Raw genomic sequence first — 25077 nt, 5'->3', positions numbered from 1 at the left:
GGTTGGTGAATGGACGCACTATCGCAATTATTTTATTTGCATGGAATAGGCTATGAGTACACTAAATATACGGGTGAACACGTTGTTTTTAGTGAACAAACTCGCAAGTTAGCGCTGCAGTGCTGTGGCGTTGACACCAATGATACTGGGCTCATAGAACAGTTAAATTATCAATTAGATGCGGCTACTTGGTTAACGCTTACACCGGCTATTAGCTTAGTAAATCAGCTGAGCAATGTGCTAAAAGTACGTATTAAAGAAACCGACGCGCACCATAAAATTACGCTCAATATAGCGGCATTAAATATAAAGCTGCAATTTGATCAAATAGCTCACTATGCACCATTAGGTGAATATTTTTTAAATGGCTGCCGTTATATAGAAATAGCACTGCCACTTACCCATTTACCTACGGGTTATTATGATGCGTTGCTAATCATGGGTGAACAATCAGCAAGTACACAAATTTGGTCTATCCCAGAAAAGGTGTATCAAATTGCGGATAAAAAACGCTTTGGCTTATCAATTCAGTTATATACATTAAAAAACCAAGCTGGAATGGGGATTGGCGACTTTAATGATTTACTAGAATTAACCACGCTGTGTGCAAAACAAAAAATGGATTATATTTTACTTAATCCACTGCACTTATTATTTGCAGATAATCCAGAGTGCGCTAGTCCCTATAATCCAAGTAACCGCGCCTTACTTAACCCATTATATATAGCAATCAACTTATCGCCCGATAGTATTAACAACCCCGCATTAAACGATTATTTATCCTCTTGCTGCTTAACGTCGCAAAGCGAGCAAGATGTAACATTTATTGAATATAAATCGGTTACTGAGCATAAATATAATGCCTTTAAATTACTTTTTGTGCATTTTCAACAACAGGGTAGTCAAGCTCGGCAAGACGAGTTTACTGCCTTTTGTAAGCAGCACAGTGATGAACTTGCTATTTTGGAAGCAACACAGCCGTCATTCGAATATTACCTACAATGGCAGGCACACAGCCAACTCGAGCGATGCCAACAGCATTGTATTGACCAAGGCATGGCGATTGGTTTGATTAACGACTTAGCGGTGGGTTGTGCCAAAGAGGGCAGTGAATTTAAACACCAACAGGCGTTGTTTAGCCAAGATGCGACTGTGGGAGCTCCTCCGGACCCTTGGGCCGAGAGTGGTCAAAATTGGGGGTTGCCAGCAATAAATCCTCAGCGACTTGCTGACAATAACTATCAGTTTTACCGCTCACTGATACGCTCCAATATGAAGTCTGTGGGTGGATTACGCATAGATCATGTTATGGCAATTAGGCGTTTATGGTGGTGTTTTAACAATAATAATAACCAAGATGGTTGCTATGTTTACTACCCATTCGAGCATTTGTTAGCTATTTTGAAAGTTGAATCTCACCTTAACCAGGCCGTCGTGATAGGTGAAGATTTAGGAGTTGTGCCGCCGGAGGTAAAAGAAGCGCTGGTGAGCAGCGGTATTTTTTCAAACAGCTTATTTTATTTTGAAAAACAACAAAATGATGAATTTGTTCATCGCGATGATCTTAGCGAACAATGCCTGCTGATGATTGCCAATCATGATGTACCACCATTTGTTGGCTGGTGGCAGCATAGCGATTTGAACCTCAAACAACAGTACCAACTGATTGACGCTGTTGAATATCAGCAACTAGTGCAGCAACGTCAACAAGAGCAGCAGCGACTTCTCGGTTTTATTAATACACAAAACACACATTCTGATATGTCATTAAGCACCGATGCTTTTGCTGTTTATAGTGCGCTGGCTTTGTGTTTAGCAAAGTCGCCGTCGCGATTATTTGCTTTACAAATTGATGACTTAGACAAGCAACGCTACCCAGTTAATATTCCGGGCACAGATAAAGAGTACCCCAATTGGCGACGGGTGTTAACACATACTTGCAAGGATATTTTTACTGATAATGCGTCACTTTTGGCTGCAATACATTCAATAAGGAATGCGTAAATGGGCAGTATTAAAAATAGGGTATCAACGCAATTAGTTGATTATGACGCACAGGTAAACGCATTAACTGCAGGGCGATTTAAAGACCCGTTTAGTTTTTTAGGCGCGCACAACACCCAAAGTGGCACTGAAATACGCGTGTATTTGCCAGCGGCATTACGCGTCGAACTGTTAATTGATGGTCAAGTTATTAGCGCGTTACGCTATAAACACAGTGATTTATTTATCGCTGAGTTATCAAGCATGCCTAGCAGTGTTTACCAATGCCAGGTTAGTTATGAAAATAGCGATGTTACATTTTATGATGAATACAGCTTCAGCAGTACATTGGATGAACAGGCTATGTACTTGTTTAACGAAGGTAGCCTTGAGCATGCTTATACTCACCTAGGTGCGCAATTTACTACACAACAAGGGGTAGATGGTGTTCGTTTTTGTGTCTGGGCACCAAATGCCGCCAGTGTATCGGTTATTGGTGAGTTTAATTTTTGGCAAGCGAATCGCCATTTTATGCGATTTCATCCGGCAAGTGGGGTATGGGAATTATTTATCCCAGACTTAAGTGCAGACATGTGCTACAAATTTGCCATCACCACACTTAGTGGTGAAGTTTTAGATAAAGCCGATCCATTTGCGTTCAAAATGCAGCAAGCGCCCGGCACGGCAAGTATATTACAGTACAAGCCTGCCCCTATTAAGCTCAGTGAACAAGCGATTATAAATAGACAACAGCGCAATCATATTGATGCCGCTATTAGTATTTATGAAGTGCACTTAGGCTCATGGCAACGCGCTGAACATAATCGTTACTTAAACTACACTGAGCTGGCCGATAAGCTTGTAAGTTACGTGACTGATATGGGGTTTACTCACTTACAACTTATGCCTATTAGTGAATACCCGTTTGATGGCTCATGGGGGTATCAGCCGGTAGGCTTGTTTGCACCAACAAGTCGTTTTGGTGATTACAACAGCTTTAAATACTTAGTTGAGCAATGCCATAAAGCCAATATCGGTATTTTACTCGATTGGGTGCCAGGGCACTTTCCAAGCGACCCTCATGGGTTACATTGTTTTGATGGCACCCATTTATATGAACATGCTGATATGCGTCAAGGGTTTCACCCTGATTGGAATACCTATATTTATAATTATGATCGCCCTGAAGTTAAAAGCTTTTTAATATCGAATGCGATGTATTGGCTTAGTCAATTTGGCATAGATGGACTGCGAGTAGATGCAGTGGCGTCTATGTTGTATCTTGATTACAGCCGAAAAGAAGGGCAATGGGTGGCTAATTGCTATGGCGGCAGAGAAAATTTAGGGGCGATAGAGTGCCTTAAACAAGTGAACATGCGCAGTTATAAAAATAACCCCGGTATTATGATGGTGGCAGAAGAGTCAACGGCGTGGCCAGGGGTGACGCAAAGTGTTGAGCACAATGGTTTGGGCTTTGGTTATAAATGGAATATGGGCTGGATGAACGACAGCCTGCATTACATGCAGCAAGACCCACTATTTAGGAAATACCACCACCATAAAATGACATTTTCTATGGTGTATGCCTTTAGTGAAAATTACATTTTACCGCTCAGTCATGATGAAGTCGTTCACGGCAAAGGCTCACTACTAAACAAAATGCCTGGTGACGACTGGCAACAATTTGCTAATTTACGGGCTTATTATGCGTTTATGTGGGCGCATCCAGGAAAAAAACTACTGTTTATGGGCGCCGAAATAGCACAGCGAAAAGAGTGGGATCATGACCATTCAATAGATTGGCACTTGCTTGAACACCAAAGCCATCAAGGTGTTCAAGATACGGTTAAACGCCTTAATCATGTGTATCAAGCCCATCCAGCACTTTATGAGCTTGATAGTTGCTCTACTGGTTTTTCATGGATAGATAATAATAACAATCAGCAAAGTATATTTAGCTTTATTCGTTATGCCAAAAGTGCTGACGATTTTATGGTTATTGTCGCTAATTTTACCCCTACAGCATATCAACACTTTACTTTAGGCGTGCCTGCTAAAGGCAGCTATAAGGTGATATTTAATACTGATGAGTCATGTTTTTTTGGCTCAGGCTGCAATGTCACTGATGAACCAAATCAACTTATTCATTCAATTGAACAACCAAGTCATGGCTTTGATCACAGTATTACATTACACATGGGTGGCTTAACCACGATTTATTTGCAAAAGGTGAATGATGAGTAATTGCTTTGAGGTTACCCATGGTGCACCTTTGCCACTGGGTTCGACTGTACAAAACAACGGTGTCAACTTTGCCTTATACGCTCCAAATGCAAGCCAAGCTTTTGTTTGTTTATTCGATAAAAGTGGCCATACAGAAATATTAAAAATAGCGATGAATATTAACGAAGGCGGGGTGTGGAGTATTCATGTTGCACCACTTAGCACTGGCGCACTATATGGCTTTAGGGTTGATGGGGAATATAACCATGAAAAGGGCATGTTATTCAACGAACATAAGTTGCTGATTGACCCATATGCAAAAGACTTATTTAACGAATTTACTTGGAGCGAGCGCCATTACGGGCAAATGCCAATAGGCACTAAAAGCATGGTTAATAATGCGATAGATATGCCTAAATCTAAAGTAACGACACCGGTTGCCTATACTAATAATAAGCCGCAGCACAGCTGGGCCAATACGGTTATTTATGAGTGCCATGTAAAAGGTGCTACGTGTCGCCACCCGGATATTCCAAAAACACAGCAAGGTACGTTTTTAGGCTTAAGCCATCCACGCTTTATTGAGCATTTAAAAAGTTTAGGGGTGACCGCTATTGAACTTTTGCCTGTACATGCGTTTATAAGTGAACAGTTTTTAATTACTAAAGGCCTGCAAAATTACTGGGGCTACAATAGCATCAATTTTTTTACTCCCCACAAAGACTATTTGGTTAATGACGATATAAACGAATTTAAACAGATGGTTAGCGAATTACATCGCGCCAATATTGAAGTTATTTTAGATGTTGTATACAACCATACTGCTGAGGGCGGCAGTGATGGACCAATATTGTCTTTACGTGGCTTCGATAATCTCACTTATTATCGCACTATCAATGGGCAACCCAATGTATACATAAACGATACTGGCTGTGGTAACACCTTAAATATTGACCATCCAAAAACCTTGCAACTGGTTCTAGATAGCTTGCGTTATTGGGTGGAAGTTATGGGCGTTGATGGCTTTCGATTTGATTTAGCCACCATTTTAGGGCGTTCAAGCACGGGCTTTAGTGCGTCTCATACGTTTTTACAAACCGTTGCACAAGACCCTGTGTTGAATAAAGTGAAGCTGATTAGTGAGCCTTGGGATATAGGCCCTGGTGGGTATCAGTTAGGTGCTTTTCCTGCTCCTTGGCGTGAGTGGAATGATCAATACCGTGATGTGATTAAACGCTTTTGGCAAAGTGAAAAAGGCATTATTAGTGATGTGGCTAAGCGTTTACATGGCTCGTTTGATATTTTTGAACACAGTAACCGCGGCCCGCTTAATAGTATTAATTTTATTACCAGTCATGATGGTTTTACCCTTGCCGATTTAGTCAGTTATGAGCAAAAGTATAACCAAGCGAATGGTGAAAATAATCAAGATGGCCACAGCGCTAACTACTCATCCAACTGCGGAGTTGAGGGATTTAGTAGCGACCCTGAAATAATGAGCTTGCGCCTGCAACAACAAAAAAACTTTTTACTTACCTTACTGCTTTCTAAAGGGGTGCCAATGATAGCCTCAGGGAGTGAAATGGCGCACTCTCAAGGCGGTAATAATAACGCCTATTGTCAAAATAATCGTACTAGTTGGCTTGCATGGAAAGACTCACAACTGAATCATTGTTTGATTCAGTTTATAGATGATGCATTAAAAATTAGGCGCGCGCATAGTGCGTTTAAACACAGTGTGTTTTTAGATGATATTGATGAACGTTTTACCGTTAAGTGGTTTACCGAACAAGGTAAAAAAATGGATGAAACACATTGGCATGAAGATACGCGACAATTTTTAATGTACAGCCTGCTTGATAAGCAAAATAAGCATGCGTTATTAATTATTTTAAACGCCAGTAAACAGCCTGTGGTCTGCCAATTACCACAATCGCCCATTATCGCGCCATGGACGTTAGTGTTATCAAGCGTAAATAACGCATCATCAGTTGTTCAAGATGATGCAACCGTGAATATTTCAGCACAAAGTAGTTGGGTTTTTAGTGCCAATTTAGAAGGCGATGATTATGACTAAGCAAGACGAGCAAGTGTGTGTGGTAAAAGGCTGGCAAGAAGGCCCGGTGATTGACGAAAGTACCTTAAGTGATGATTTAACTCGTCACTTTTATTACACCTTAGGGCGTGATGTGGTGGGTGAGTCGCAGTTGTATTTGTATCATGCATTGGCGCTGACAATAAGAGATAGGCTAGTCGCACGCTGTAGAGAAACTAATCAGCAAATTAAACAACAAAAACGCCGTAAAACAGCGTACTTATCGCTAGAGTTTTTAATGGGCAGAGCGCTGGGCAATGCGGTACTCAACCTTGACTTAGAGTCGCAGGTAACCACGGCACTGCAAGCTTACTGTACTGAGCTGGAAAATGTGGAGCAAGCAGAGCATGATGCCGGCTTAGGTAATGGTGGCTTAGGGCGTTTAGCTGCTTGTTTTTTAGATAGTTGCGCGAGTTTAGCGCTGCCAGTAGTCGGGTATGGAATTCGTTATGAATACGGCATGTTTAATCAATCAATCAAAGAAGGCAACCAAATTGAGCAACCAGATAACTGGCTACGCGAAGGTCACCCTTGGGAATTGAGCGCACCAGAGCAAGCTAAACGAGTTAAGTTCTCGGGTTATGTACAAAGTTATACCGATAAATTTGGTCGTGAACACCGCCAGTGGGTAAGTTCTCAAGATGTGCTAGCGGTTCCTTACGATGTGCCCATTCCTGGCTATAAAAATAATATTGTTAATACGCTTAGGCTTTGGAAGTCTGAAGCAACCGATGAATTTAATTTAGCCGAGTTTAATGCCGGTAGTTATTCAGAAGCGGTGGCACAAAAAAATCTCGCAGAGCAAATAACCATGGTGTTGTACCCTAACGACAGCAGTGAAAATGGTAAAGAGCTGCGTTTACGCCAGCAATACTTTTTATCATCGGCAAGCATACAAGATGTGCTTAGTCAGTGGATTGACCAATATGGGGATAATTTTACTGAGTTTGCTCAGCATCATGTTTTTCAGCTTAACGACACCCACCCAAGTATTGCTGTGGCAGAGCTGATGCGAATTTTAGTTGACGACCACGAGCTCGATTGGGATCAAGCATGGAGCATCACAACCAAAACCATGGCTTATACAAACCACACCTTATTGCCGGAGGCGTTAGAGAAGTGGTCAGTGTCGTTATTTGCTAAATTATTACCACGTATTTTAGAGATTATTTATGAGATCAATGCCCGCTTTTTAGCAGAGGTTGCAAGACATTGGCCGGGTGATGTGCAAAAACAACGAGATTTATCATTAATTGAAGAGGGTGGGGAGCCGCAAATACGCATGGCTTTTTTAGCCATTGTGGGCAGTTATTCAGTCAATGGCGTGGCCGCGCTCCACACTAAGTTATTAACCGCGGGTTTGTTTAAAGACTTTTACGCATTATGGCCTGAAAAGTTTAATAACAAAACCAATGGGGTGACACCGAGGCGTTGGCTGGCTTATTGTAATCCGAGTCTTAGTCATATCATTAGCGAGAAGATAGGAAAAGACTGGGTAGGCGATTTTGCACAAATAGCTCAATTACGCCGTTTCTATGATGATCCGCAGTTTCATGTAACGTGGCAGCAAGCAAAACGAGAAAACAAACAACGTTTAGTTGATTTAGTAAAACAAAGATGCGGCGTAGAGTTTGATATCAACATGCTGTTTGATGTGCAAGTAAAACGCATTCACGAATATAAGCGCCAGTTACTCAATGTGCTCCATGTTATTCACTTATACGACCGTATTCGTCGTGGCGATACACAAGGCATGGTTCCCCGTTGTGTATTACTTGGTGGTAAAGCCGCACCAGGTTATATGATGGCGAAGAAAATTATTAAACTAATTAATAATGTTGCAGAGGTTATCAACAAAGACCCTGAAGTGTCACAGTATTTAAGGGTCGCATTTTTACCAAATTATAATGTAACCGCCATGGAAACTATCTGCCCAGCAACAGATTTGTCAGAGCAAGTTTCAACAGCAGGCAAAGAAGCATCGGGTACCGGCAACATGAAGTTTATGATGAATGGTGCTCTCACAATAGGCACCCTAGATGGCGCAAATATTGAAATACGCGATGCAGTGGGGGCTGAAAACTTCTTTTTATTTGGCGCCCAAGCCGAGCATGTTGACGAAATTAAAGCGCATTATAACCCCTGCGAAATCATTGCCAATAACCCAGATCTAAACAGCGTGATGCACCTACTTGAAAGTGGCCATTTTAATCTATTTGAACCAGGCTTATTTGACGATGTGATTAGCAGTATTAAGAGTAAAGACGATGCGTGGTTAACCGCACATGACTTTACCAGTTACATTGCTGCGCAGCGTGAAGTGGATAAAGCCTATGCTGATCAAACCTACTGGACTCAAATGAGTATTTTAAATACCGCGGCCAGTGGCTTATTTTCTAGTGACAGAACGATTGGTCAATATTGTGATGACATATGGCATTTAACCCCACTAGATACCACACACCAAACAGTTAAAACGAACACTGACACTAACAGCTGACACTAAACGGAGAGAGTAATATGCCCAGTTATGCAAATCGCTATATAAGTAATTTAACCAGAGACACCTATGCACTCATTCTAGCTGGAGGGCGAGGTTCTCGGCTGCATGAGCTAACAGACTGGCGTGCAAAACCAGCCGTTTATTTTGGCGGTAAGCACCGTATTATTGATTTTCCACTATCAAATTGTATTAACTCTGGTGTCAGACGAGTAGGGATTGCAACGCAATATAAATCTCACTCGCTGATACGCCATGTGAATCGTGCATGGGGACACTTTAAAAAGGAGTTAGGCGAGTCAGTTGAGATTTTACCTGCATCACAGCGTCATGGTGATGAATGGTATTGCGGTACTGCCGATGCGGTATTTCAAAATATGGATATTATTCGTCATGAACTACCTAAATATGTAATGATTTTGTCAGGCGATCATGTGTATCGTATGGATTACGGCGGTTTATTAGCAAAGCATGTAGAAAATGGTGCCGATATGACCGTATGTTGTTTAGAAGTTGCGGTTGAAGAAGCCGCAGGCACCTTTGGTGTAATGACCGTAGATCAAGAGAACCGAGTGAGAAGATTCGACGAAAAACCAGCCGAACCTACCTCTGTTCCTGGTAAACCTGGTACATGCTTAGCGTCAATGGGTAATTACGTATTCAATACTGAGTTTTTATTTGAGCAATTACAAAAAGATTCACAAACCGAAGGCTCAGGACGTGATTTTGGTCATGACATTATTCCTGCCATTATCGAAGAGCATAATGTATTTGCCTACCCGTTTAGAGATCCTGCACAAGCTGGACAGCCGTATTGGCGCGATGTAGGAACCTTAGATTCGTTTTGGGAAGCGAATATGGAACTGGTTATGCCTGAGCCACAACTAGATTTATACGACCCTACTTGGCCAATTTGGACATACCAAGAGCAGCTTCCTCCGGCTAAGTTTATTTTTGATGACGACGATCGCCGGGGTATGGCTGTTGATTCAACCGTATCGGGCGGGTGTATTATTTCAGGTTCATTAGTCAGAAAGTCATTACTGTTTTCTAATGTACATATCCGCTCATATTGTACTATTGAAGAGTCGGTGGTTTTACCGGGTGTTATTGTTAATCGCGGGTGTAAAATAAAGCGCGCTATTATTGATAGAAGCTGTGAGATCCCAGCGGGATTAGAAATTGGTTATGATCGTAAAACCGACGAAGCCAATGGCTTTAGAGTCTCTAAAAAGGGAATTGTTTTGGTGACCCGCGAGATGCTGACAAAGTTAGAGAATAAGTTAAATCAATAATTAAATAGCAAGGTGAAAGCCTTGCTGCTAACCATAAGAGTAAATAAATGCATGTATTAATGGTTGCCGCAGAAAATGATGCGTTACCTAATGCCAAAGTCGGTGGTGTTGCCGATGTCATTCGTGATGTACCAAAAGCCTTAGCTGCGCAGAGTTTAACGGTCGATGTGGTGATCCCAGACTATGGATTTGAGTTAGGGGAGCGCTGTTTTATTGGTGAAGTAAACGTTGCGTTTAACTCAGCCTCGCACGTTTTATCTCTGTTTGAAATTCCACAGGCGCAAAAAGGGGTGAGACAAATAGTAATAAGCCACCCTTTGTTTAGCCAATCACATAGTGTGTATTGCAACGATGATGACAATCGTCCATTCGCTACTGATGCAAGTAAGTTTGCACTGTTTAATGCCGCTATTTGTGAAGCCCTTTTGCAAGGGATATTAAAACAACCAAACACGTTACATTTACACGACTGGCACAGTGCGTGTGTGGCCGTGTTACTTAAGTTTGACCTTCGCTATCGCAAACTTGCTAAGCTGCGTTTAGTATACACGGTTCATAATTTAGCCTTACAAGGTATTCGCCCTTTTAAAGGCGATGTTTCTAGCTTAGAAGCATGGTTTCCCTCATTAAGTTATGACGGGCAATTGCTTTGTGATCCTCGTTATCCCCATTGTTTTAACCCGATGCGCAGTGCCATTAATCTAGCTGATAAAGTACATGTGGTTTCACCAAGTTATAGCCAAGAAGTGCAAATAGCGAGTAATGACGCAGGGGGCTTTTTTGGTGGCGAAGGTCTTGAGCGTGATTTACAACAAGCGGCTGAGCAGGGCAAACTGATTGGGATACTTAACGGCTGTGATTACACAGCTCTGCATCCGCATCAGACAACGCTTAGCCAGCTTTTAGAGCAGATAGAAGCTACGCTCTTTAGCTGGATGGCAAAAAATGTACACTTAGACAGCAGCCACTATATTGCTCACCAACGCGTTTTACAATTTATGGCATCTGAGCAAAAAGGACCTTTACTGACCAGTGTAGGGCGGCTCACCGAGCAAAAAGTATTATTGCTGTGCCAGCAACACAATGATGGTTTGACTATCGATGCGGTATGCAGGGTTATAAATCAATTTAGTGGTCGTTTGATTGTATTAGGCTCGGGTGATAGGAAACTGGAGCAATTATTTACTAGTGCAATGGCACGTAATAACAACTTATTGTTTTTAAAAGGCTATGGTCAAAGCATAGGCGATTTAATGTATCAACTAGGGGATTTATTTTTAATGCCCAGTTCTTTTGAGCCATGCGGTATTAGCCAAATGTTAGCAATGCGATCAGGTCAGCCGTGTTTGGTCCATAGTGTGGGCGGTTTAAAAGATACGGTTGAGCATAATGTGACTGGATTTTGTTTTACTGGTGATACCTTAATGACTCAGGCAGAAGCTCTTTTGGTTAGTTTATCTGAGGCTTTGCGTGTAAAACAAACTAATCCTAAGCAATGGCAAGCAATAAAAAATAGCGCTAAAAATACCCGCTTTGGTTGGGATAGCGTTGTAACTGATTATATTACATACTTATATTAAAAAATTTATTAAAGTTCAGTGACATCCGTTCCTATTTGAGCTTTAATTACTTAGTCTGGTGGAAATAATTAAAAGTAGGTAATGTGTCTGTATTTGTGGCAAGGCAAGCAATCCTTAATCGTAATCAAAATGTAGTTGCATATGAACTACTTTTTCGCGATAGCCCAGAAAATTGCTTTCCTGGTGTATCTGATGGTCAAGCAACAGCTCGGCTTATCATGGAAAACCAGCTTAACTTAGGTACTCGACACATTACTTCGGGAAAAAAAGCGTTGATCAATATTGGTCCTGAATCGTTAAAACTCGATTTATGCGAATTTTTACCCTGCAAAGATGTAGTTATCGAATTACTCGAAACCATAGAGCCCAGCGACGACACTTATGAGTTATGCCGTAAACTTTTTCACAGTAACTATAAATTAGCCCTCGACGACTTTGTTTACTCTCCACAGTGGGAACGCTTCTTAAAGCTGGTTAATTTAATTAAATTTGATATTCGGCTTACGCCACTGGCTGAAATTCCGCTGGTGGTCAATAAGCTTAAAAAATACAAAAATATTAAACTGTTAGCCGAAAAAATAGAAACCGATGAAGAATATAAATTAGCGCGAAAAATGGGGTTTGATTATTTCCAAGGGTACTACTTTGCGCGACCCGCAATGATAGAACAAAAGGATATCCATTATAATTATGGCCTTGTCATCGCTATTTACTCAGAAGTAATGAAGCCAGATCCTGATGTTAAAGTGATCACCGGTTTATTTGAGCTTGATGCGGCATTGGCCTATAAGCTATTACGATTATTAAACAGCGGTGTATTTCCGCTGCAAAGCCAAATATCATCATTAAAACAAGCGCTGGTATACTTAGGCCAAGCCCGTTTGAAAAAGTTTGTGAGTCTAATTGTTACGGCACACACCGCGCGTGATAAACCGATAGAGCTTATGCAAATGTGTGTTATTCGCGCTCGTTTTTGTGAGCTAATAGCCAGCAAAGTCGCAAAACAAGTGCAGGGTGAGGCATTTTTAACTGGGCTGTTTTCTTTGCTTGATGCTATCTTAGATCAGCCAATGGCGTTGTTGGTTGATAAACTGCCATTCCCGGATGAAATTAAAGCGGCATTAACTGGCGAAAAAAATAACTTATATTATATTCTGGAAACAGTAAAAGCGTATGAAACAGGAAGTTGGTGGGCACTTGAGAAAGCAGTCTTATTGATTAATTTAGACAGTGCTTTTTTGCCAAAACTCTATAAACAAGCAGTACAATGGGCCGATAGCTACAAAGATAATATTTAAAGGGATAGGGTTTGCGCAATTATAATATGGACTTTATAAGGGGCCTAGCAGTACTCGGCCTAGTATTTATTAACTGCTATTCCTTCGCAATTTTTGAACTCAATTACACGCCACTCACCACACCACCCCTAACTGATAAGATTTTACAGACCTTAAGCCTTATATTTGTTGAAGGGCGGTTTCGCACATTATTTACGTTATTATTTGGTGCTGGTCTTTATATTCAATTTCAGCGACAGCAATGCATCGAGCCATTAAAAAAACGCCTATATTGGCTTATTGTGTTTGGCTTAATACATGGTTTTTTACTGTGGGCGGGTGACATTTTGTTTTTATATGCAGTGTCAGCATTACTGGTATTACGCTATTTAAATTACACGGATGAAGAGCTTAAAAACAAAGCGGCCTTTTTTACTTTTATTGCTTTACTCGCCACAGCTCTGTTCATGTTAGGGCTTGATGAGGAACCACTCTATAGAGATTCTCCCGAATTTTACCAGATATATAATAGTTATTATCAAAGTATTGGTGCTCATTTTAGCCAAAATATAACAATGAGTATTTATATGTTGCTAACAGTGCCTATTTTATTACTGTGGGCAAGTGCTGGCTTTATGCTAATTGGTATCGTTGCTTACAAATGTAATGTGTTTAGTAATGGATTTAGCAGGTCGGGGCTAATTAAGTTAGTTGTGTTAAGTGTGTTACTGACTAGCTTACGATTAGTGTTAACGCCATATGATCAAGGTATTGGTTATGCGTTACAAGAGCCTGTTAATGAACTGGCTGCTTTATGTGTGGCGCTGCTTTATATTCATTTAATCGTTAAACTATGCAACAACAGCGCGCAAATAGGGGGGCTAATCCAACAAGTAGGGCGATTAGCGTTTACTTTATACATAAGCCAAACCATTGTGCAGTTGTTATTGTTTAAAGTGTTTTTCCCTCAGTGGGCGCTTAGTTTTAACCGCATTGATTATTGGCTTGTTGCTATTTGCTTAGTGGTTGTACAGCTTATGTTTACTGCTCTCTACTGTCGTTATTTTAAGCAAGGACCTCTTGAATACCTATGGCGTAAATTAGCGCAAATTAAGCGCGAAAAAATAGCTTGAGTAGTTTAAACTATGCGCCTTTATATTTAAGAAGATTTGCCATATGACAGACTTAAAGCGTTTAAATAAATTTATTAGTGAAACAGGGTTTTGCTCACGCCGCGAAGCCGATAAATATATTGAGCAAGGTCGTGTTACTGTTAATGGCGAATTACCCGAAATGGGTGTTAAAGTCGCGCACAGCGATGTGGTATTGGTTGATGGTGAGCCATTAAAAGCGCCACCAAAACGGGTTTACATTGCTTACAATAAACCAGTCGGTATTACCTGTACCACAGAACGAAAAATTCAAAGTAATATTGTAAAAGCGGTTAATTATCCTGACCGTATCTTTCCTATCGGTCGTCTTGATCGCCCCTCTGAAGGGCTGATTTTTTTAACCAACGAAGGCGACATCGTTAATAAGATTTTACGTGCAGGCAATAACCATGAAAAAGAATACGTGGTTACCGTCGATAAACCACTTAATCGTCAGTTTGTGAATAAAATGGCCAACGGTATTCCTATTTTAGATACTGTGACCAAAAAATGTAAAGTGACGCAAACAGGTGCCCAGCAATTCACTATTATTTTGACTCAAGGTTTAAATCGTCAAATTCGTCGTATGTGTGAATATTTAGGTTACGAGGTCGTCACACTTAAACGTGTTCGCATTATGAATGTCACTCTCAAAGGGTTAAAAGTAGGGCAATGGCGGCATTTAAGTGACGCAGAAATGGCGGTAATTAACGACTCGATTGCTGATTCTGGCAAAACGCAAGAACACTCACTTTATGATGATGCTAAGCAGAGCAATTACACTGAACAAGCTAAAAAGAGTCATGCTAAACCTGCTCACAAACATGATTTTCAGGGCGGGAATCCACGTCGTGAAAATAATGACGAGCAACAAAAGCACGCTAAAAAAAGTAGCCGAAATACCCCTTATCAAAAGCGTTCAACCACGTATGTAGGTAAATCAAATACTCACAAAGCAACTTCTGTTACAGGGAATAAAACCCGCAGCAGTGGAACATTAAGCTTAAAAAAATAAGCTTAATTGTTTTTTATTAGCCTACTGTTTAGGGTAATCAATCCTAAATACCACAGTGTATAAAACCGGTACCACAATCAGAGTCAGTATGGTGGCAAAGCCTAAACCAAACATGATGGTGACCGCCATTGATTGGAAGAATACGTCAAATAATAATGGGATCATGCCAAGTATTGTGGTTATAGCGGCCATGGCAACAGGGCGCACACGGCTTACGCCTGAGTCAAACACTGCTTGATAGGGAGATTTACCCTCGCTGAGCTCTAAGTTTATTTGATCGACTAAAACAATGCCGTTTTTAATCAACATACCACTCAAACTTAATAAACCAAGTAGTGCCATAAAGCTAAAGGGGGCATTCATCACCAATAAACCTGCACTAACACCAATAATAGCCAGTGGCACGGTGGCCCAAATAACCAAGGGTTTTTTCACTGAGTTAAACAGTAAAACGGTAACCGCAAACATCGCTAAATAGCCCAGTGGTAACGAACCAAAAATAGCCTTTTTGGCTTTACTTGATGATTCGAACTCGCCACCCCATTGCATTTCATAGCCACGCGGTAAATCAATTGCTTCGACTTCAGCACGAACTCGAGCAAATAATTTAGCAGGTGTTTCATCTCCAAGTACATCATGATCCGCCATAACAGTAATAGTACGCTTGCGGTCGCGACGCATAATTAAGCTGTCTTCCCACTCAACAATAAATTCATCAACCACTTGGGTAACCGGTACAAACACCCCTAAAACAGGGCTATAAATTTGTAAATCGTGAACACTGTCTACGTTTAAGCGCTCGCTAGCCGGTGAGCGGGCAATAATTGGTAACAGTTGCGTACCATCACGATAAACACCCACTTGTTTACCTGATAAGCTAGTCAGCAGTACTTGGTCGAGGTCAAACTTGGTGATCCCTAACCGGCGGGCTTTTTGTTCGTTAAATTGTGGGCGAATCATTTTGGTTCTTGCCCGCCAGTCATCGCGAATATTAAACGCACCCTCATCTTTGGCGATTATCTCTTTAGCTTGAGATGATAGCTGTCTTAATATGATTGGATCGGGGCCAGAAAAGCGCGCTTCTATTTTAGCATCGGTTGATGGGCCAATTTCCATTGGCTTTACTTTTAGCTTTGCTGAAAGTGGATGCTGCTGTGCGTAATCGCGCACCTTTTGCATTACTTTAGCGACCGCTTCACGATTGGTTACACGAATAATTAACTGCCCATAAGCAGGGTAGGATTTTTCTGGTGCATAAGTCAGCATAAAGCGCGGCGCACCTTGGCCAACCGTACTGGTAATTTCTGTAACCAGTTCATTTTGTTGTAAATAGGCTTCGAGCTGTTTTATGCCCTCAAGGGTGGCACGAATATCAGCACCTTGATCTTGCCAGTAATCTACATAAAACATCGGTGTATTTGAGGCTGGAAAAAACGATTGTTTTACCGAGCCAAATCCCACTACAGCGCTGCATAAAAGGGCAACCATAAGGACTAAGGTTGTTTTTCTAAAGCGCATAGCTAAATTTAAGGTTGCTTTGTAGCCATTGAAAATAATACCTTGATACGGGTCCTCATGCTGTTGGTTCTGCTCGTGTTTAAATTCAGTTTCTTTAAACATTAAGTGAGCAAAAAATGGCGTGAGGGTAATTGCGGTGATCCAGCTCAACAACAGCGATATAAATAACACCCAAAATAGGCTACCGGCAAATTCACCACTGGCATCTGAGCTTAAACCAATAGGTGCAAAAGCAGTAATTGCTATTACTGTTGCGCCAAGTAATGGCCACTTCGTTTGATCTACGATATTAACCGCTGCTTTAAGCTTTGTTTGTCCGCGCTTTAAGTTGATCAAGATGCCTTCAGTGACAACAATAGCATTATCAACCAACATCCCTAATGCAATTATTAGCGCGCCTAGAGAAATACGTTGCAGGTCAATTGCAAACAGCTTCATAAATATAAAGGTGCCTAATACAGTCAGTAATAAAATACCGCCAATGAGAACGCCACTTTTTAAGCCCATAAAAATAAGCAGTACCACAATGACTATTGCAATGGCCTCTATTAAACTAACAATAAAGCCATCTACAGACTGCTCTACTTCTTTTGGTTGGTTATACACCGAGCTTATATCAATGCCATGAGGGCGTTGGTATTCAAGAGATGCTAAATGCTCATCTATGTGTTTACCCACATCAACAACATTCACTCCAGACATAAACGAAACACCAATCAGCAGTGCTTGCTGTTGATTATAGTGAATGACATTAGTGGGCACTTCTGCGTATTCACGATAAACCTGTGCAACATCGCCCAAATAAATGAGTTCGCTGGCACCTGGTTTTGAAATTAATAAAGTTTCCAGCTCTGTTACATCTTTAAATTCACCGGTAGGATGCAGGCGGATAGACTCATCACCGACACGAATACGTCCAGCGTTAGATACCGTATTTTGTGATTGCAGCAAGTCATAAATATGACCTGGGGCAATACCGAGCTGTGCCAGCTTTTGGGTTGATACCTCAACCATAACCTGTGGTTGCTGTTGCCCTGCGATAGCGACTTTGCTGACGCCTTTGACTAAAACCAGCTCTCGTTTTAAATAATCAACGTAGTCTTTTAATTCATCATATGAATAACCATCGCCAGTCACCGCAAACATCACGCCATAAACATCAGCAAAATCATCAATCACATTACTGGGATAAACACCACTTGGTAGTGAGGGACTGAGGTCGTTAATTTTACGACGCATTTCATCCCATATTTGTCTTAGCTCTTGTTTACGATAGCTGCTTTTCATCTCTACGGTAATTTGCGATTTACCGTTGGATGAAATGGAGGTGACATAATCAACATAGGGGAGCTGCTGAATGGCATTTTCAATTGGAAATGTCACTTCTTCTTCTACTTGCTGCGGGGATGCTCCCGGGTATAGAGTGATCACCATGGCTTTTTTTAAAGTAAATTCAGGGTCTTCCAGTTGTCCTAAATCAAAATAGGAAACACTGCCGCCAATCAATAGCAACAACGTAAACATCCAGCTAATGACCTTTTTCTCGATGGATAGTTGCGCAAAGCCCATAATTATAAGCCTCGCTCTTTATTCCAAGGGCGAACAGACATGCCTTCTTTTAAAGAGTGGACACCGGCTGAAACAACCAATTGACCTTCTTTTACGCCACTGAGTACTTCAATGGTGTCGTGGTGTAATTGCCCCACGTTCACGGCTTGTTTATGCACTGTGCTGGTTTGTTGATTAAAAACCCATACATAGGCGTTATCGCTAAGGCTTTTGTTAGGATCTGAAAATACCGACTCAATGGGTAAAATGGTGTAAGGCGTTTGTGAGCGGGTTACTTTGCTTAAATCTATGACTACTTGCCCCGACATACCCGCAAGCAAATTAAAATCTTTTGGTACCGGTAATGAAAACACCACTTTATAGGTAAGCGTTGCCGGATCAGCTTGAGTATCCCATTCTTTTAGTGTCAGTTTATATTGCTTGTCGTGATAGCCATCAAATTCAACCATAGGTTGATATTGGGTATCTTTTTGAATACGCGCCACGATTTTTTCCGGAACCTGTATTTCTACATCCATAAAGTCGCGGGTTTCTAAACGCAGAACATTCTGTTTAGCCTGAATACTCTCAAAGTTTTTTACAAACACTTTAGCCACAATGCCTGCAAACGGTGCACGGAGTTCGCTATATTCTAAGTTTGTTTCTGCAATTTTAAAGGCTGATTCGGCGACCTGCTCATTAGCAACTGCTTGGTCAAGCTCTGATTGACTGGTGATATTTTTTTCAAACAGCTGCTTTATTCGTTTCAGCTGCGACTTAGCTAGTTCATATCGTGCTTTACGCTCGTTATATTGCAATTGAAAATCTTCAGGGTCTAATTTAGCCAATAGTTGCCCTTTTTTAACTTGTTCACCAGCTAGAACAGGAAACTCAATCAGTTCACCATTGACCCTAAAAGCAAGATAAGAGCCTTGGTTTGCAACCACCTCTGCAGGGAAGCTCCGAATGTTTGTTTGCGAATCATGGCCAATACTAAATAATTTAACGGGGCGAATAGGCGCTTCTTTAACTACTTTTTCGGGCTCCGAGCAACCTATTAAACTTAGTAATGTCGCAGATAGTAAACATAAGCGAAACAGTGGCATGATATCTCCATGATAAAAAAAGGCTAAATAAGTCAGTGCAGCATACGCTGCAAACATATAAAATAAAATTCATTAAATTTTAGAAACTCAATAAGTTTTACTTATGATGTGTTGTGTGGCCAATGAAACTTAATCAATTACAAATATTAGATGCTATTGTACAAAGCGCGAGTTTGAGTGGAGCGGCATTAAAGCTACATAAAACGCAACCGGCGTTAACATTGGCGATTAAAAACTTAGAGTCTAAGTTAGGCTTTGACCTGCTGGATCGTTCTAAATACCGTTTACAACTCACCGAAAAAGGGCGTATTTTTCACCGAGAGGCTAAACATTTGTTAACCGCTAACGATCAGCTTACTCAGCTCGCAACAGAGCTGGCATTAGGCAATGAAGCACAATACAGAGTCTGCTACGAGCAAATTTGCCATGTGCAAAGTTATAACCAGATCATAAGTAATACTTTTAAGCATTTTTCGAGCACAGAGTTTCGTTTAACCAGTGGAAAGCGGTTTGTATCTTTAGAGCAAGTGAATACCGGTCAAGCCGAGCTTGGAATTGGGCCATGGTTTGATTTATTTCATGCTACGGGCGATTTGGAAAGTTTACCTATAGGTAAATTAGATATTGGTATCGTGGGTGCTAAAGGGGTTTTACCTAAGCAGCTTAGCTATGATGAATTACAGCTTTATCCGTGTTTGGCGATGTTTGAAAGTGGCTTGAGTATCGACAGTGACAGGCTTTCTTATTCGAAAGGGGCTGCGGTTATGAAAATAGATGACATATCTACCTTAAAGTCGTTTTTACTTTCAGGAGCGGGTTGGGCAATGATGAGTTTAGGTCATTGTAAAAAAGAAATTGCCGCGGGCTCATTACAGCAAATCATTGTTACCGACAGAGAGCATCAATTTAGCGCACAAATTAGAGCTTTTCGTCAACATGCTATGCACCATGGGCCTGTTGCGCGCAAAATTTGGCAACAATTTGAATTACTCAGCCAGGAGTACTTAAACAAGAATGGACGTTAATAAAGAAACGGTTATTTACACTATCATAGCCAGTATACCTAAAGGCTGTGTTGCCAGTTATGGCCAAGTAGCTGCGCTTGCGGGGTATCCTAATAATGCTAGGTTGGTAGGTCGTTTATTAAAAGAGATGGCAAAAGATTCGACGATCCCTTGGCATAGAGTGGTTAACAGTCAAGGTAAAATAGCGTTTGCACAGGGCAGTGCGCAGTATCAAACGCAACGAGAAAAGCTACTTTCTGAGGGCGTTACTTTTAACAATCAACGAATTAATATGGCAAAACACCGCTGGCAATAAACTAACTATCCATTTTATGTAAGTCAGTTAAAGCCCAAATTTCATCAGCAGTCCATTCGTTTAACCAAATAGGAATATCCTCAGCTTTCATGGGTTTGGCAATGCCATAACCTTGTGCTAAATGACAGCCAAGAAGCATAAGAGTTGCTGCATGCTCAGGCGTTTCTACCCCCTCAGCAATTACCTTGCGTTTAAATGATTTAGCCAGTGCAATAACGCCTTTTACTATTGCTAAGTCGTCTGAATCTTCCAGCATATCTCTAATGAAGCTTTGATCTATCTTTATTAAGCTTGCAGGTAAACGTCTCAAGTATGTGAGTGAGGAGTAACCGGTACCAAAATCATCCAACGAAAAATCAACCCCTAACGCTTTACAATCTTGCATAGTTTTAGATACATGGGTCACATCGCTCAGTGCACTGGTTTCTAGCACTTCTAGCTCTAAATTGGTTGCATTCACTTGTGGGTGCGCCAATAGTAATTCAGTTAACTTTGAAGTAAATTCAGGTTGTTGTAATTGTACTGCAGCAACATTAACACTCACTTTTATAGTTAAACTTGGCGTTAATGATTGCCATTGATTAATTTGAGTCAAGGCGGTATCAATAACCCACTCGCCAACGTCTATCATTAGTTGATTGTTTTCAATGGCTGGTAAAAACTCGATAGGGCTTAGTAAGCCACGCTCGGGATGTTGCAAGCGTATTAACGCCTCTACGCCAATCATATCGCCGGTTCGCATATCAACCTTAGGTTGATAATAAAGTACAAACCAATTGTTAGCTAAGGCCTCACGAATAAGCGTTATGCCTTTTTGCTGTGTCTTAACGGTATCACCTTGGCTAGTATCAAATAAGTGATAGCGGTTTTTGCCCATTTGTTTAGCTATATACATGGCTTGATCTGCATGGCGCATTAGTTGATCGGCATCAAAATTATCTTCAGGGTATACGGTCACCCCAATACTGGCAGAAACATTTAAGACAATGTCATTCACTGTCACCGGTTTAGCTGCTGCAGCTAATAGCCGCTCGAGCACAGGAACGCAATCGGCAATTGATTCTAGATTAGTTAATACGCCAACAAATTCATCGCCACCAATACGGGCTAAGCTATCACCTTCACGCAGTGCATCTTTTAAACGGATAGAAATTGCAACAAGTAACTTATCGCCAATATCATGGCCATGTGAGTCATTTACTTGTTTAAATCCATCTAAATCTAGAAACACCACAGCCAATGAATTGTTATGACGACGGCATTGCAACATAGTTTGGCTAAGCCTATCGGCAAGCAGCACACGGTTTGGCAAGTTAGTTAATAAATCATAATGAGCAATCCGGCTAAGTTGCTCTTGTTGGCGTTTAGCTTGGGTTATATCGGTAAATATCCCTAAATAAAAGGTAACGTCGTTATCATCTGTTAACACAGAAATAGTGAGTAGCTCTGCATATAATTCACCATTTTTTTTGCAATTCCAAATCTCCCCTTGCCAATGGCCAAACTTATTTAATTGTAGCCACATATCCTTATAGAAAGAGTCTGATTGTTTACCTGAGTTTAAAAATGCAGGGGTGCGACCAATGACCTCTTCATGGCTATAACCAGTTATCCGACAAAAAGCAGGGTTAACATCAACAATATGACGATTTACATCGGTAATGATAATGCCTTCATGGGTATCTCTAAATACGCGTGAGGATAAGTGCAGCTTTTCTTCAATTAACTTTCTCTCAGTAATATCGATTGATACACCCAACATAGTGACTGCACTACCTTGATTATCTCTTACGAGTGTTCCTTTGGTATTAAACCAACGAATTTTGCCACGTTTATTAACAATACGATGATCAACATTATATTCCTTTGCATCGTCAATGCACTGTTCTATATTTTTTATGATATCGGCACGATCATCAGGGTAAATAATGGCCAGGTATTCATTTTTAGTCATTTCTAGTTGTTTAACATTGCCGTTTATTAATCTAATACCATGTTCAGAAAAACGGATTATATTGGTTTTTATATCCCATTCCCAAGTCGCAATTCCACCTACTTTTTGACTCAGAAGAAGCCGTCTTTCGGTATCGGTAAGTGCTTTAATATTATTTTGTAGTGCATGAGTACGTTGCGTTACTTTTTTTTCTAGTTTTAGGTGACTGGCTCTTAAGCGAGTCACTAAATAAGCAGTGACTGTGGTTAAAAAGATGAACAGGGTTGCAATGGCAACACCAAATAACAGCATGCTACTATCTTTCCAGCCATTGATAGGATAAGTTTTAAATACCCAAACCCCATTTGGTACTTGTATATTAAAGTCGACAGTATTTTTTATTTTTTGGTTTTTTGAGGTAACAATAATTTGCACATCATTTGTATTGGGCATGACTTTTGAAAGCTCATAGCCAATACCTGCCTGTGGCAGTTGTGCTAAGTTAACGCTTTGGAGAATATCAGGAAAGCGTATAAGCGCAGTAGCAAACCCCCAAAACTTATTACCGTCTTGAGTGTCAAGATAGACAGGTAACCTAGCAGCAGCCCCCATTCCTCCTTGAAATAACTCAAACGGCCCTGCAAGGGTTAATTTCCCGGTTTTTTTGGCCAAAAAGGCCTCTTGAGTTCGCAGTGGATTTTCTAATACATTATTTCCTATGGCGCTTTCATTGCCTTTGAGTGGCACTACGTGTGTAAGGATACCGTTTTTGTGAAGCTGTAAAGCTGCAAGGCCAGGGTAGAGCGCTAACATTTCAGATGCAAGCTCTTCAAAGCCTTCTGTTTTACCATTTTGAGTACGAATTAAGGCCGCAATTGGGTAGGCGGCAGAAAGCGCTTGATTTAGGTTATTTCTAATGTGGTTTACGTAACTACCTGAAACCTCTCTAATAGAGATTTGCTTCTGCTGATAAATGTATTGATCAAGTAAGTAAATTGAATACACAGCGGCAAGCGTTGACATTAAAAAAGTGATCAACACCAGTCTTGCATAGATAAACAAGCTTAATATTTGTGGGCGTGTTTTAGATAATGACAATATTAATAACACCTAGCGTTGTTTGATACCAACCCGCAATAATACTTAATTAAGCGATTTGGTATGAGCCGCGTCCATTTAAATCAATGGCGTTTTAAGTTCCTAGAAACAGTATAGCAAACAGGTTTTAGATCATGAGATAGATTTTGTTATACTTTGTTATTAATAAGTACATTTGCAGGGTATTAGTTAAAAACGCAGGTAATGAGGGGATATTTAAAAAGACTATGTGTATTGTTGCTTAATACACATAGCGGGTAATGGCAATGTAATGGCTGACGCATCCACCAATAACAAAGAGGTGCCAAATAGCATGGCTATATTGAGTACTTTTAGCGCTGTAAAACACAGTACCTACACTATAAAATACGCCGCCAGCTAATAGCCAGTAAAGTGCATTGATAGGCACGTGTAAATAAAGTGGATATACAATGGCCAATGCAAACCACCCCATTAATAAATAGGTAGCCAGCGACACCTTTTTATTGCCATTTTTAACCAGTAGTTTATAAGCGATGCCTGCAAACGCTACCGCCCAGATAAAGACTAAGGTAGCCCAAGACCAGAGCCCAGATAACGACAGCAACAAAAAGGGCGTGTAGGTGCCTGCAATCAATAAATAGATGGCGCAATGATCACATTTTTTGTAAAACGCTCTCAACCTAGGGCGCACACTGGCGTGATAAAGCGTTGAAGATAAAAATAAAATAAATAAGCTACTGCCATATATCAAAGTACTTGCATAACTTTTAACACTGTTAGTTTGTTTAACTAAATCCCAAAAAACAAAAGCAGCAAATACAATACCTAAAGCATGACTAATAACATTTAACAGCTCTTCTTTTTTAGAATAGGGGGCTTCAACAGACATAACAGATCCTACCACTTAACTAGATTGTTTTCAGTGTACGCGTGTACGCTAGAATTTTCAATTGAGAAATAACTCCCTTAATTTACTGAGCATTAACAAACACACTATTATTTGGTTTTATTTTTTAAATTGTTGGTCAAATTTACTAATTTAGATTTTAAGTTTTTCATTTTTATTATTTTATTTAATTTAAAAACAATAACTTAACTATTTTTTTCTTTATGGCATAGCCCTTGATAGTAACTAAGTGTACTAACCAATAAACAAACAAGGAATACCATTATGAAAACTTCAATCAACATGACAATCGCTAGCTTACTTGTATTAGGCTCAACTCAGGTTAACGCGACAGAAGTCGATTTAAATATTACAGATATGCTAACTAAAACAGTGTCTACTTATGTATCACAAGCAAGCAATGAGCTTGAAAAGTCAGTTAAGGAAGCCGTTTCTTTTGATGCGCAGCTCATCCTTGATGGCTTACTTGAAACTAATCCTGTAGTTAATAATAACAACATGGATGAAAAACAACGTGTAGTAAAAGCACAACCAAAGCAGTAAAAA

Annotated in this window: 16 protein-coding genes; 12 read left to right on the top strand and 4 right to left on the bottom strand. The window is 40.5% G+C overall.

What is annotated here, in order from left to right:
• Positions 1 to 9: 9 nt before the first annotated feature.
• The 9 genes from malQ to rluF all read left to right on the top strand — a co-directional run bounded on the left by malQ (position 10) and on the right by rluF (position 15119).
• A complete protein-coding gene (gene malQ, locus B1F84_RS16165; RefSeq protein WP_131692074.1) occupies positions 10 to 2004 on the top strand; it encodes a 4-alpha-glucanotransferase in 1995 nt (664 codons plus the stop codon).
• Positions 2005 to 4227, top strand: coding sequence for a 1,4-alpha-glucan branching protein GlgB (gene glgB / locus B1F84_RS16160; protein ID WP_131692073.1), 2223 nt, complete (start codon positions 2005 to 2007; stop codon positions 4225 to 4227).
• Entirely contained in the window at positions 4220 to 6283 is a 2064-nt protein-coding gene (glgX, locus tag B1F84_RS16155; protein WP_131692072.1) for a glycogen debranching protein GlgX, read from the top strand. Before glgB ends, glgX begins: the two co-directional genes overlap by 8 nt.
• A complete protein-coding gene (locus B1F84_RS16150; RefSeq protein WP_076919751.1) occupies positions 6276 to 8801 on the top strand; it encodes a glycogen/starch/alpha-glucan phosphorylase in 2526 nt (841 codons plus the stop codon). Before glgX ends, B1F84_RS16150 begins: the two co-directional genes overlap by 8 nt.
• A 20-nt stretch (positions 8802 to 8821) precedes the next feature.
• Complete coding sequence (glgC, locus tag B1F84_RS16145; protein WP_131692071.1) at positions 8822 to 10096, top strand: glucose-1-phosphate adenylyltransferase; 1275 nt, start codon at positions 8822 to 8824, stop codon at positions 10094 to 10096.
• Positions 10097 to 10143: 47 nt separating this feature from the next.
• Positions 10144 to 11676, top strand: coding sequence for a glycogen/starch synthase (locus tag B1F84_RS16140; protein ID WP_131692070.1), 1533 nt, complete (start codon positions 10144 to 10146; stop codon positions 11674 to 11676).
• A gap of 83 nt (positions 11677 to 11759) precedes the next feature.
• On the top strand, positions 11760 to 12974 hold the full coding sequence (locus tag B1F84_RS16135; protein WP_131692069.1) for an HDOD domain-containing protein: 1215 nt from the start codon (positions 11760 to 11762) through the stop codon (positions 12972 to 12974).
• 26 nt (positions 12975 to 13000) lie between these two features.
• Complete coding sequence (locus B1F84_RS16130) at positions 13001 to 14086, top strand: DUF418 domain-containing protein (RefSeq protein WP_131692313.1); 1086 nt, start codon at positions 13001 to 13003, stop codon at positions 14084 to 14086.
• A 43-nt stretch (positions 14087 to 14129) separates the two neighbouring features.
• Positions 14130 to 15119, top strand: coding sequence for a 23S rRNA pseudouridine(2604) synthase RluF (gene rluF / locus B1F84_RS16125; protein ID WP_131692068.1), 990 nt, complete (start codon positions 14130 to 14132; stop codon positions 15117 to 15119).
• A 21-nt stretch (positions 15120 to 15140) separates the two neighbouring features.
• Here rluF and B1F84_RS16120 read toward each other — a convergent pair whose 3' ends face one another.
• The gene (locus tag B1F84_RS16120; RefSeq protein ID WP_131692067.1) at positions 15141 to 18206 is read right to left on the bottom strand and encodes an efflux RND transporter permease subunit; all 3066 of its coding nucleotides are present in this window, start codon (positions 18204 to 18206) and stop codon (positions 15141 to 15143) included.
• A gap of 2 nt (positions 18207 to 18208) precedes the next feature.
• On the bottom strand, positions 18209 to 19291 hold the full coding sequence (locus B1F84_RS16115; RefSeq protein ID WP_076919747.1) for an efflux RND transporter periplasmic adaptor subunit: 1083 nt from the start codon (positions 19289 to 19291) through the stop codon (positions 18209 to 18211).
• A 122-nt stretch (positions 19292 to 19413) separates the two neighbouring features.
• On the opposite strand from B1F84_RS16115, the gene B1F84_RS16110 reads away from it, so the two are divergent.
• A complete protein-coding gene (locus B1F84_RS16110) occupies positions 19414 to 20316 on the top strand; it encodes a LysR family transcriptional regulator (protein ID WP_131692066.1) in 903 nt (300 codons plus the stop codon).
• Positions 20306 to 20611, top strand: a complete 306-nt coding sequence (locus B1F84_RS16105) for an MGMT family protein (protein ID WP_131692065.1) — start codon at positions 20306 to 20308, stop codon at positions 20609 to 20611. Before B1F84_RS16110 ends, B1F84_RS16105 begins: the two co-directional genes overlap by 11 nt.
• Before the next feature lies 1 nt (position 20612).
• Here B1F84_RS16105 and B1F84_RS16100 read toward each other — a convergent pair whose 3' ends face one another.
• Both B1F84_RS16100 and B1F84_RS16095 read right to left on the bottom strand, forming a co-directional pair.
• Positions 20613 to 23642 (bottom strand): EAL domain-containing protein, encoded by a 3030-nt coding sequence (locus B1F84_RS16100; RefSeq protein WP_240702037.1) that lies wholly within the window; start codon positions 23640 to 23642, stop codon positions 20613 to 20615.
• 241 nt (positions 23643 to 23883) lie between these two features.
• Positions 23884 to 24513: a hemolysin III family protein gene (locus B1F84_RS16095; RefSeq protein ID WP_131692064.1), complete on the bottom strand. Its 630-nt coding sequence runs from the start codon at positions 24511 to 24513 to the stop codon at positions 23884 to 23886.
• 282 nt (positions 24514 to 24795) lie between these two features.
• Here B1F84_RS16095 and B1F84_RS16090 point away from each other — a divergent pair, with 282 nt between their 5' ends.
• Entirely contained in the window at positions 24796 to 25074 is a 279-nt protein-coding gene (locus B1F84_RS16090) for a hypothetical protein (protein WP_008112538.1), read from the top strand.
• Positions 25075 to 25077 lie beyond the last annotated feature (3 nt).

The organism is Pseudoalteromonas sp. DL-6 (assembly GCF_004328665.1).
Taxonomy (GTDB): Bacteria; Pseudomonadota; Gammaproteobacteria; order Enterobacterales; family Alteromonadaceae; genus Pseudoalteromonas.
This window is presented reverse-complemented; position numbering and strand designations above follow the sequence as displayed.

Coding starts and splice junctions, on each gene's coding strand:
- malQ (WP_131692074.1), top strand. CDS start 10: ATGGACGCACTATCGCAATTATTTTATTTGCATGGAATAGGCTATGAG.
- glgB (WP_131692073.1), top strand. CDS start 2,005: ATGGGCAGTATTAAAAATAGGGTATCAACGCAATTAGTTGATTATGAC.
- glgX (WP_131692072.1), top strand. CDS start 4,220: ATGAGTAATTGCTTTGAGGTTACCCATGGTGCACCTTTGCCACTGGGT.
- B1F84_RS16150 (WP_076919751.1), top strand. CDS start 6,276: ATGACTAAGCAAGACGAGCAAGTGTGTGTGGTAAAAGGCTGGCAAGAA.
- glgC (WP_131692071.1), top strand. CDS start 8,822: ATGCCCAGTTATGCAAATCGCTATATAAGTAATTTAACCAGAGACACC.
- B1F84_RS16140 (WP_131692070.1), top strand. CDS start 10,144: ATGCATGTATTAATGGTTGCCGCAGAAAATGATGCGTTACCTAATGCC.
- B1F84_RS16130 (WP_131692313.1), top strand. CDS start 13,001: ATGGACTTTATAAGGGGCCTAGCAGTACTCGGCCTAGTATTTATTAAC.
- rluF (WP_131692068.1), top strand. CDS start 14,130: ATGACAGACTTAAAGCGTTTAAATAAATTTATTAGTGAAACAGGGTTT.
- B1F84_RS16120 (WP_131692067.1), bottom strand. CDS start 18,206: ATGGGCTTTGCGCAACTATCCATCGAGAAAAAGGTCATTAGCTGGATG.
- B1F84_RS16115 (WP_076919747.1), bottom strand. CDS start 19,291: ATGCCACTGTTTCGCTTATGTTTACTATCTGCGACATTACTAAGTTTA.
- B1F84_RS16110 (WP_131692066.1), top strand. CDS start 19,414: ATGAAACTTAATCAATTACAAATATTAGATGCTATTGTACAAAGCGCG.
- B1F84_RS16105 (WP_131692065.1), top strand. CDS start 20,306: ATGGACGTTAATAAAGAAACGGTTATTTACACTATCATAGCCAGTATA.
- B1F84_RS16095 (WP_131692064.1), bottom strand. CDS start 24,513: ATGTCTGTTGAAGCCCCCTATTCTAAAAAAGAAGAGCTGTTAAATGTT.
- B1F84_RS16090 (WP_008112538.1), top strand. CDS start 24,796: ATGAAAACTTCAATCAACATGACAATCGCTAGCTTACTTGTATTAGGC.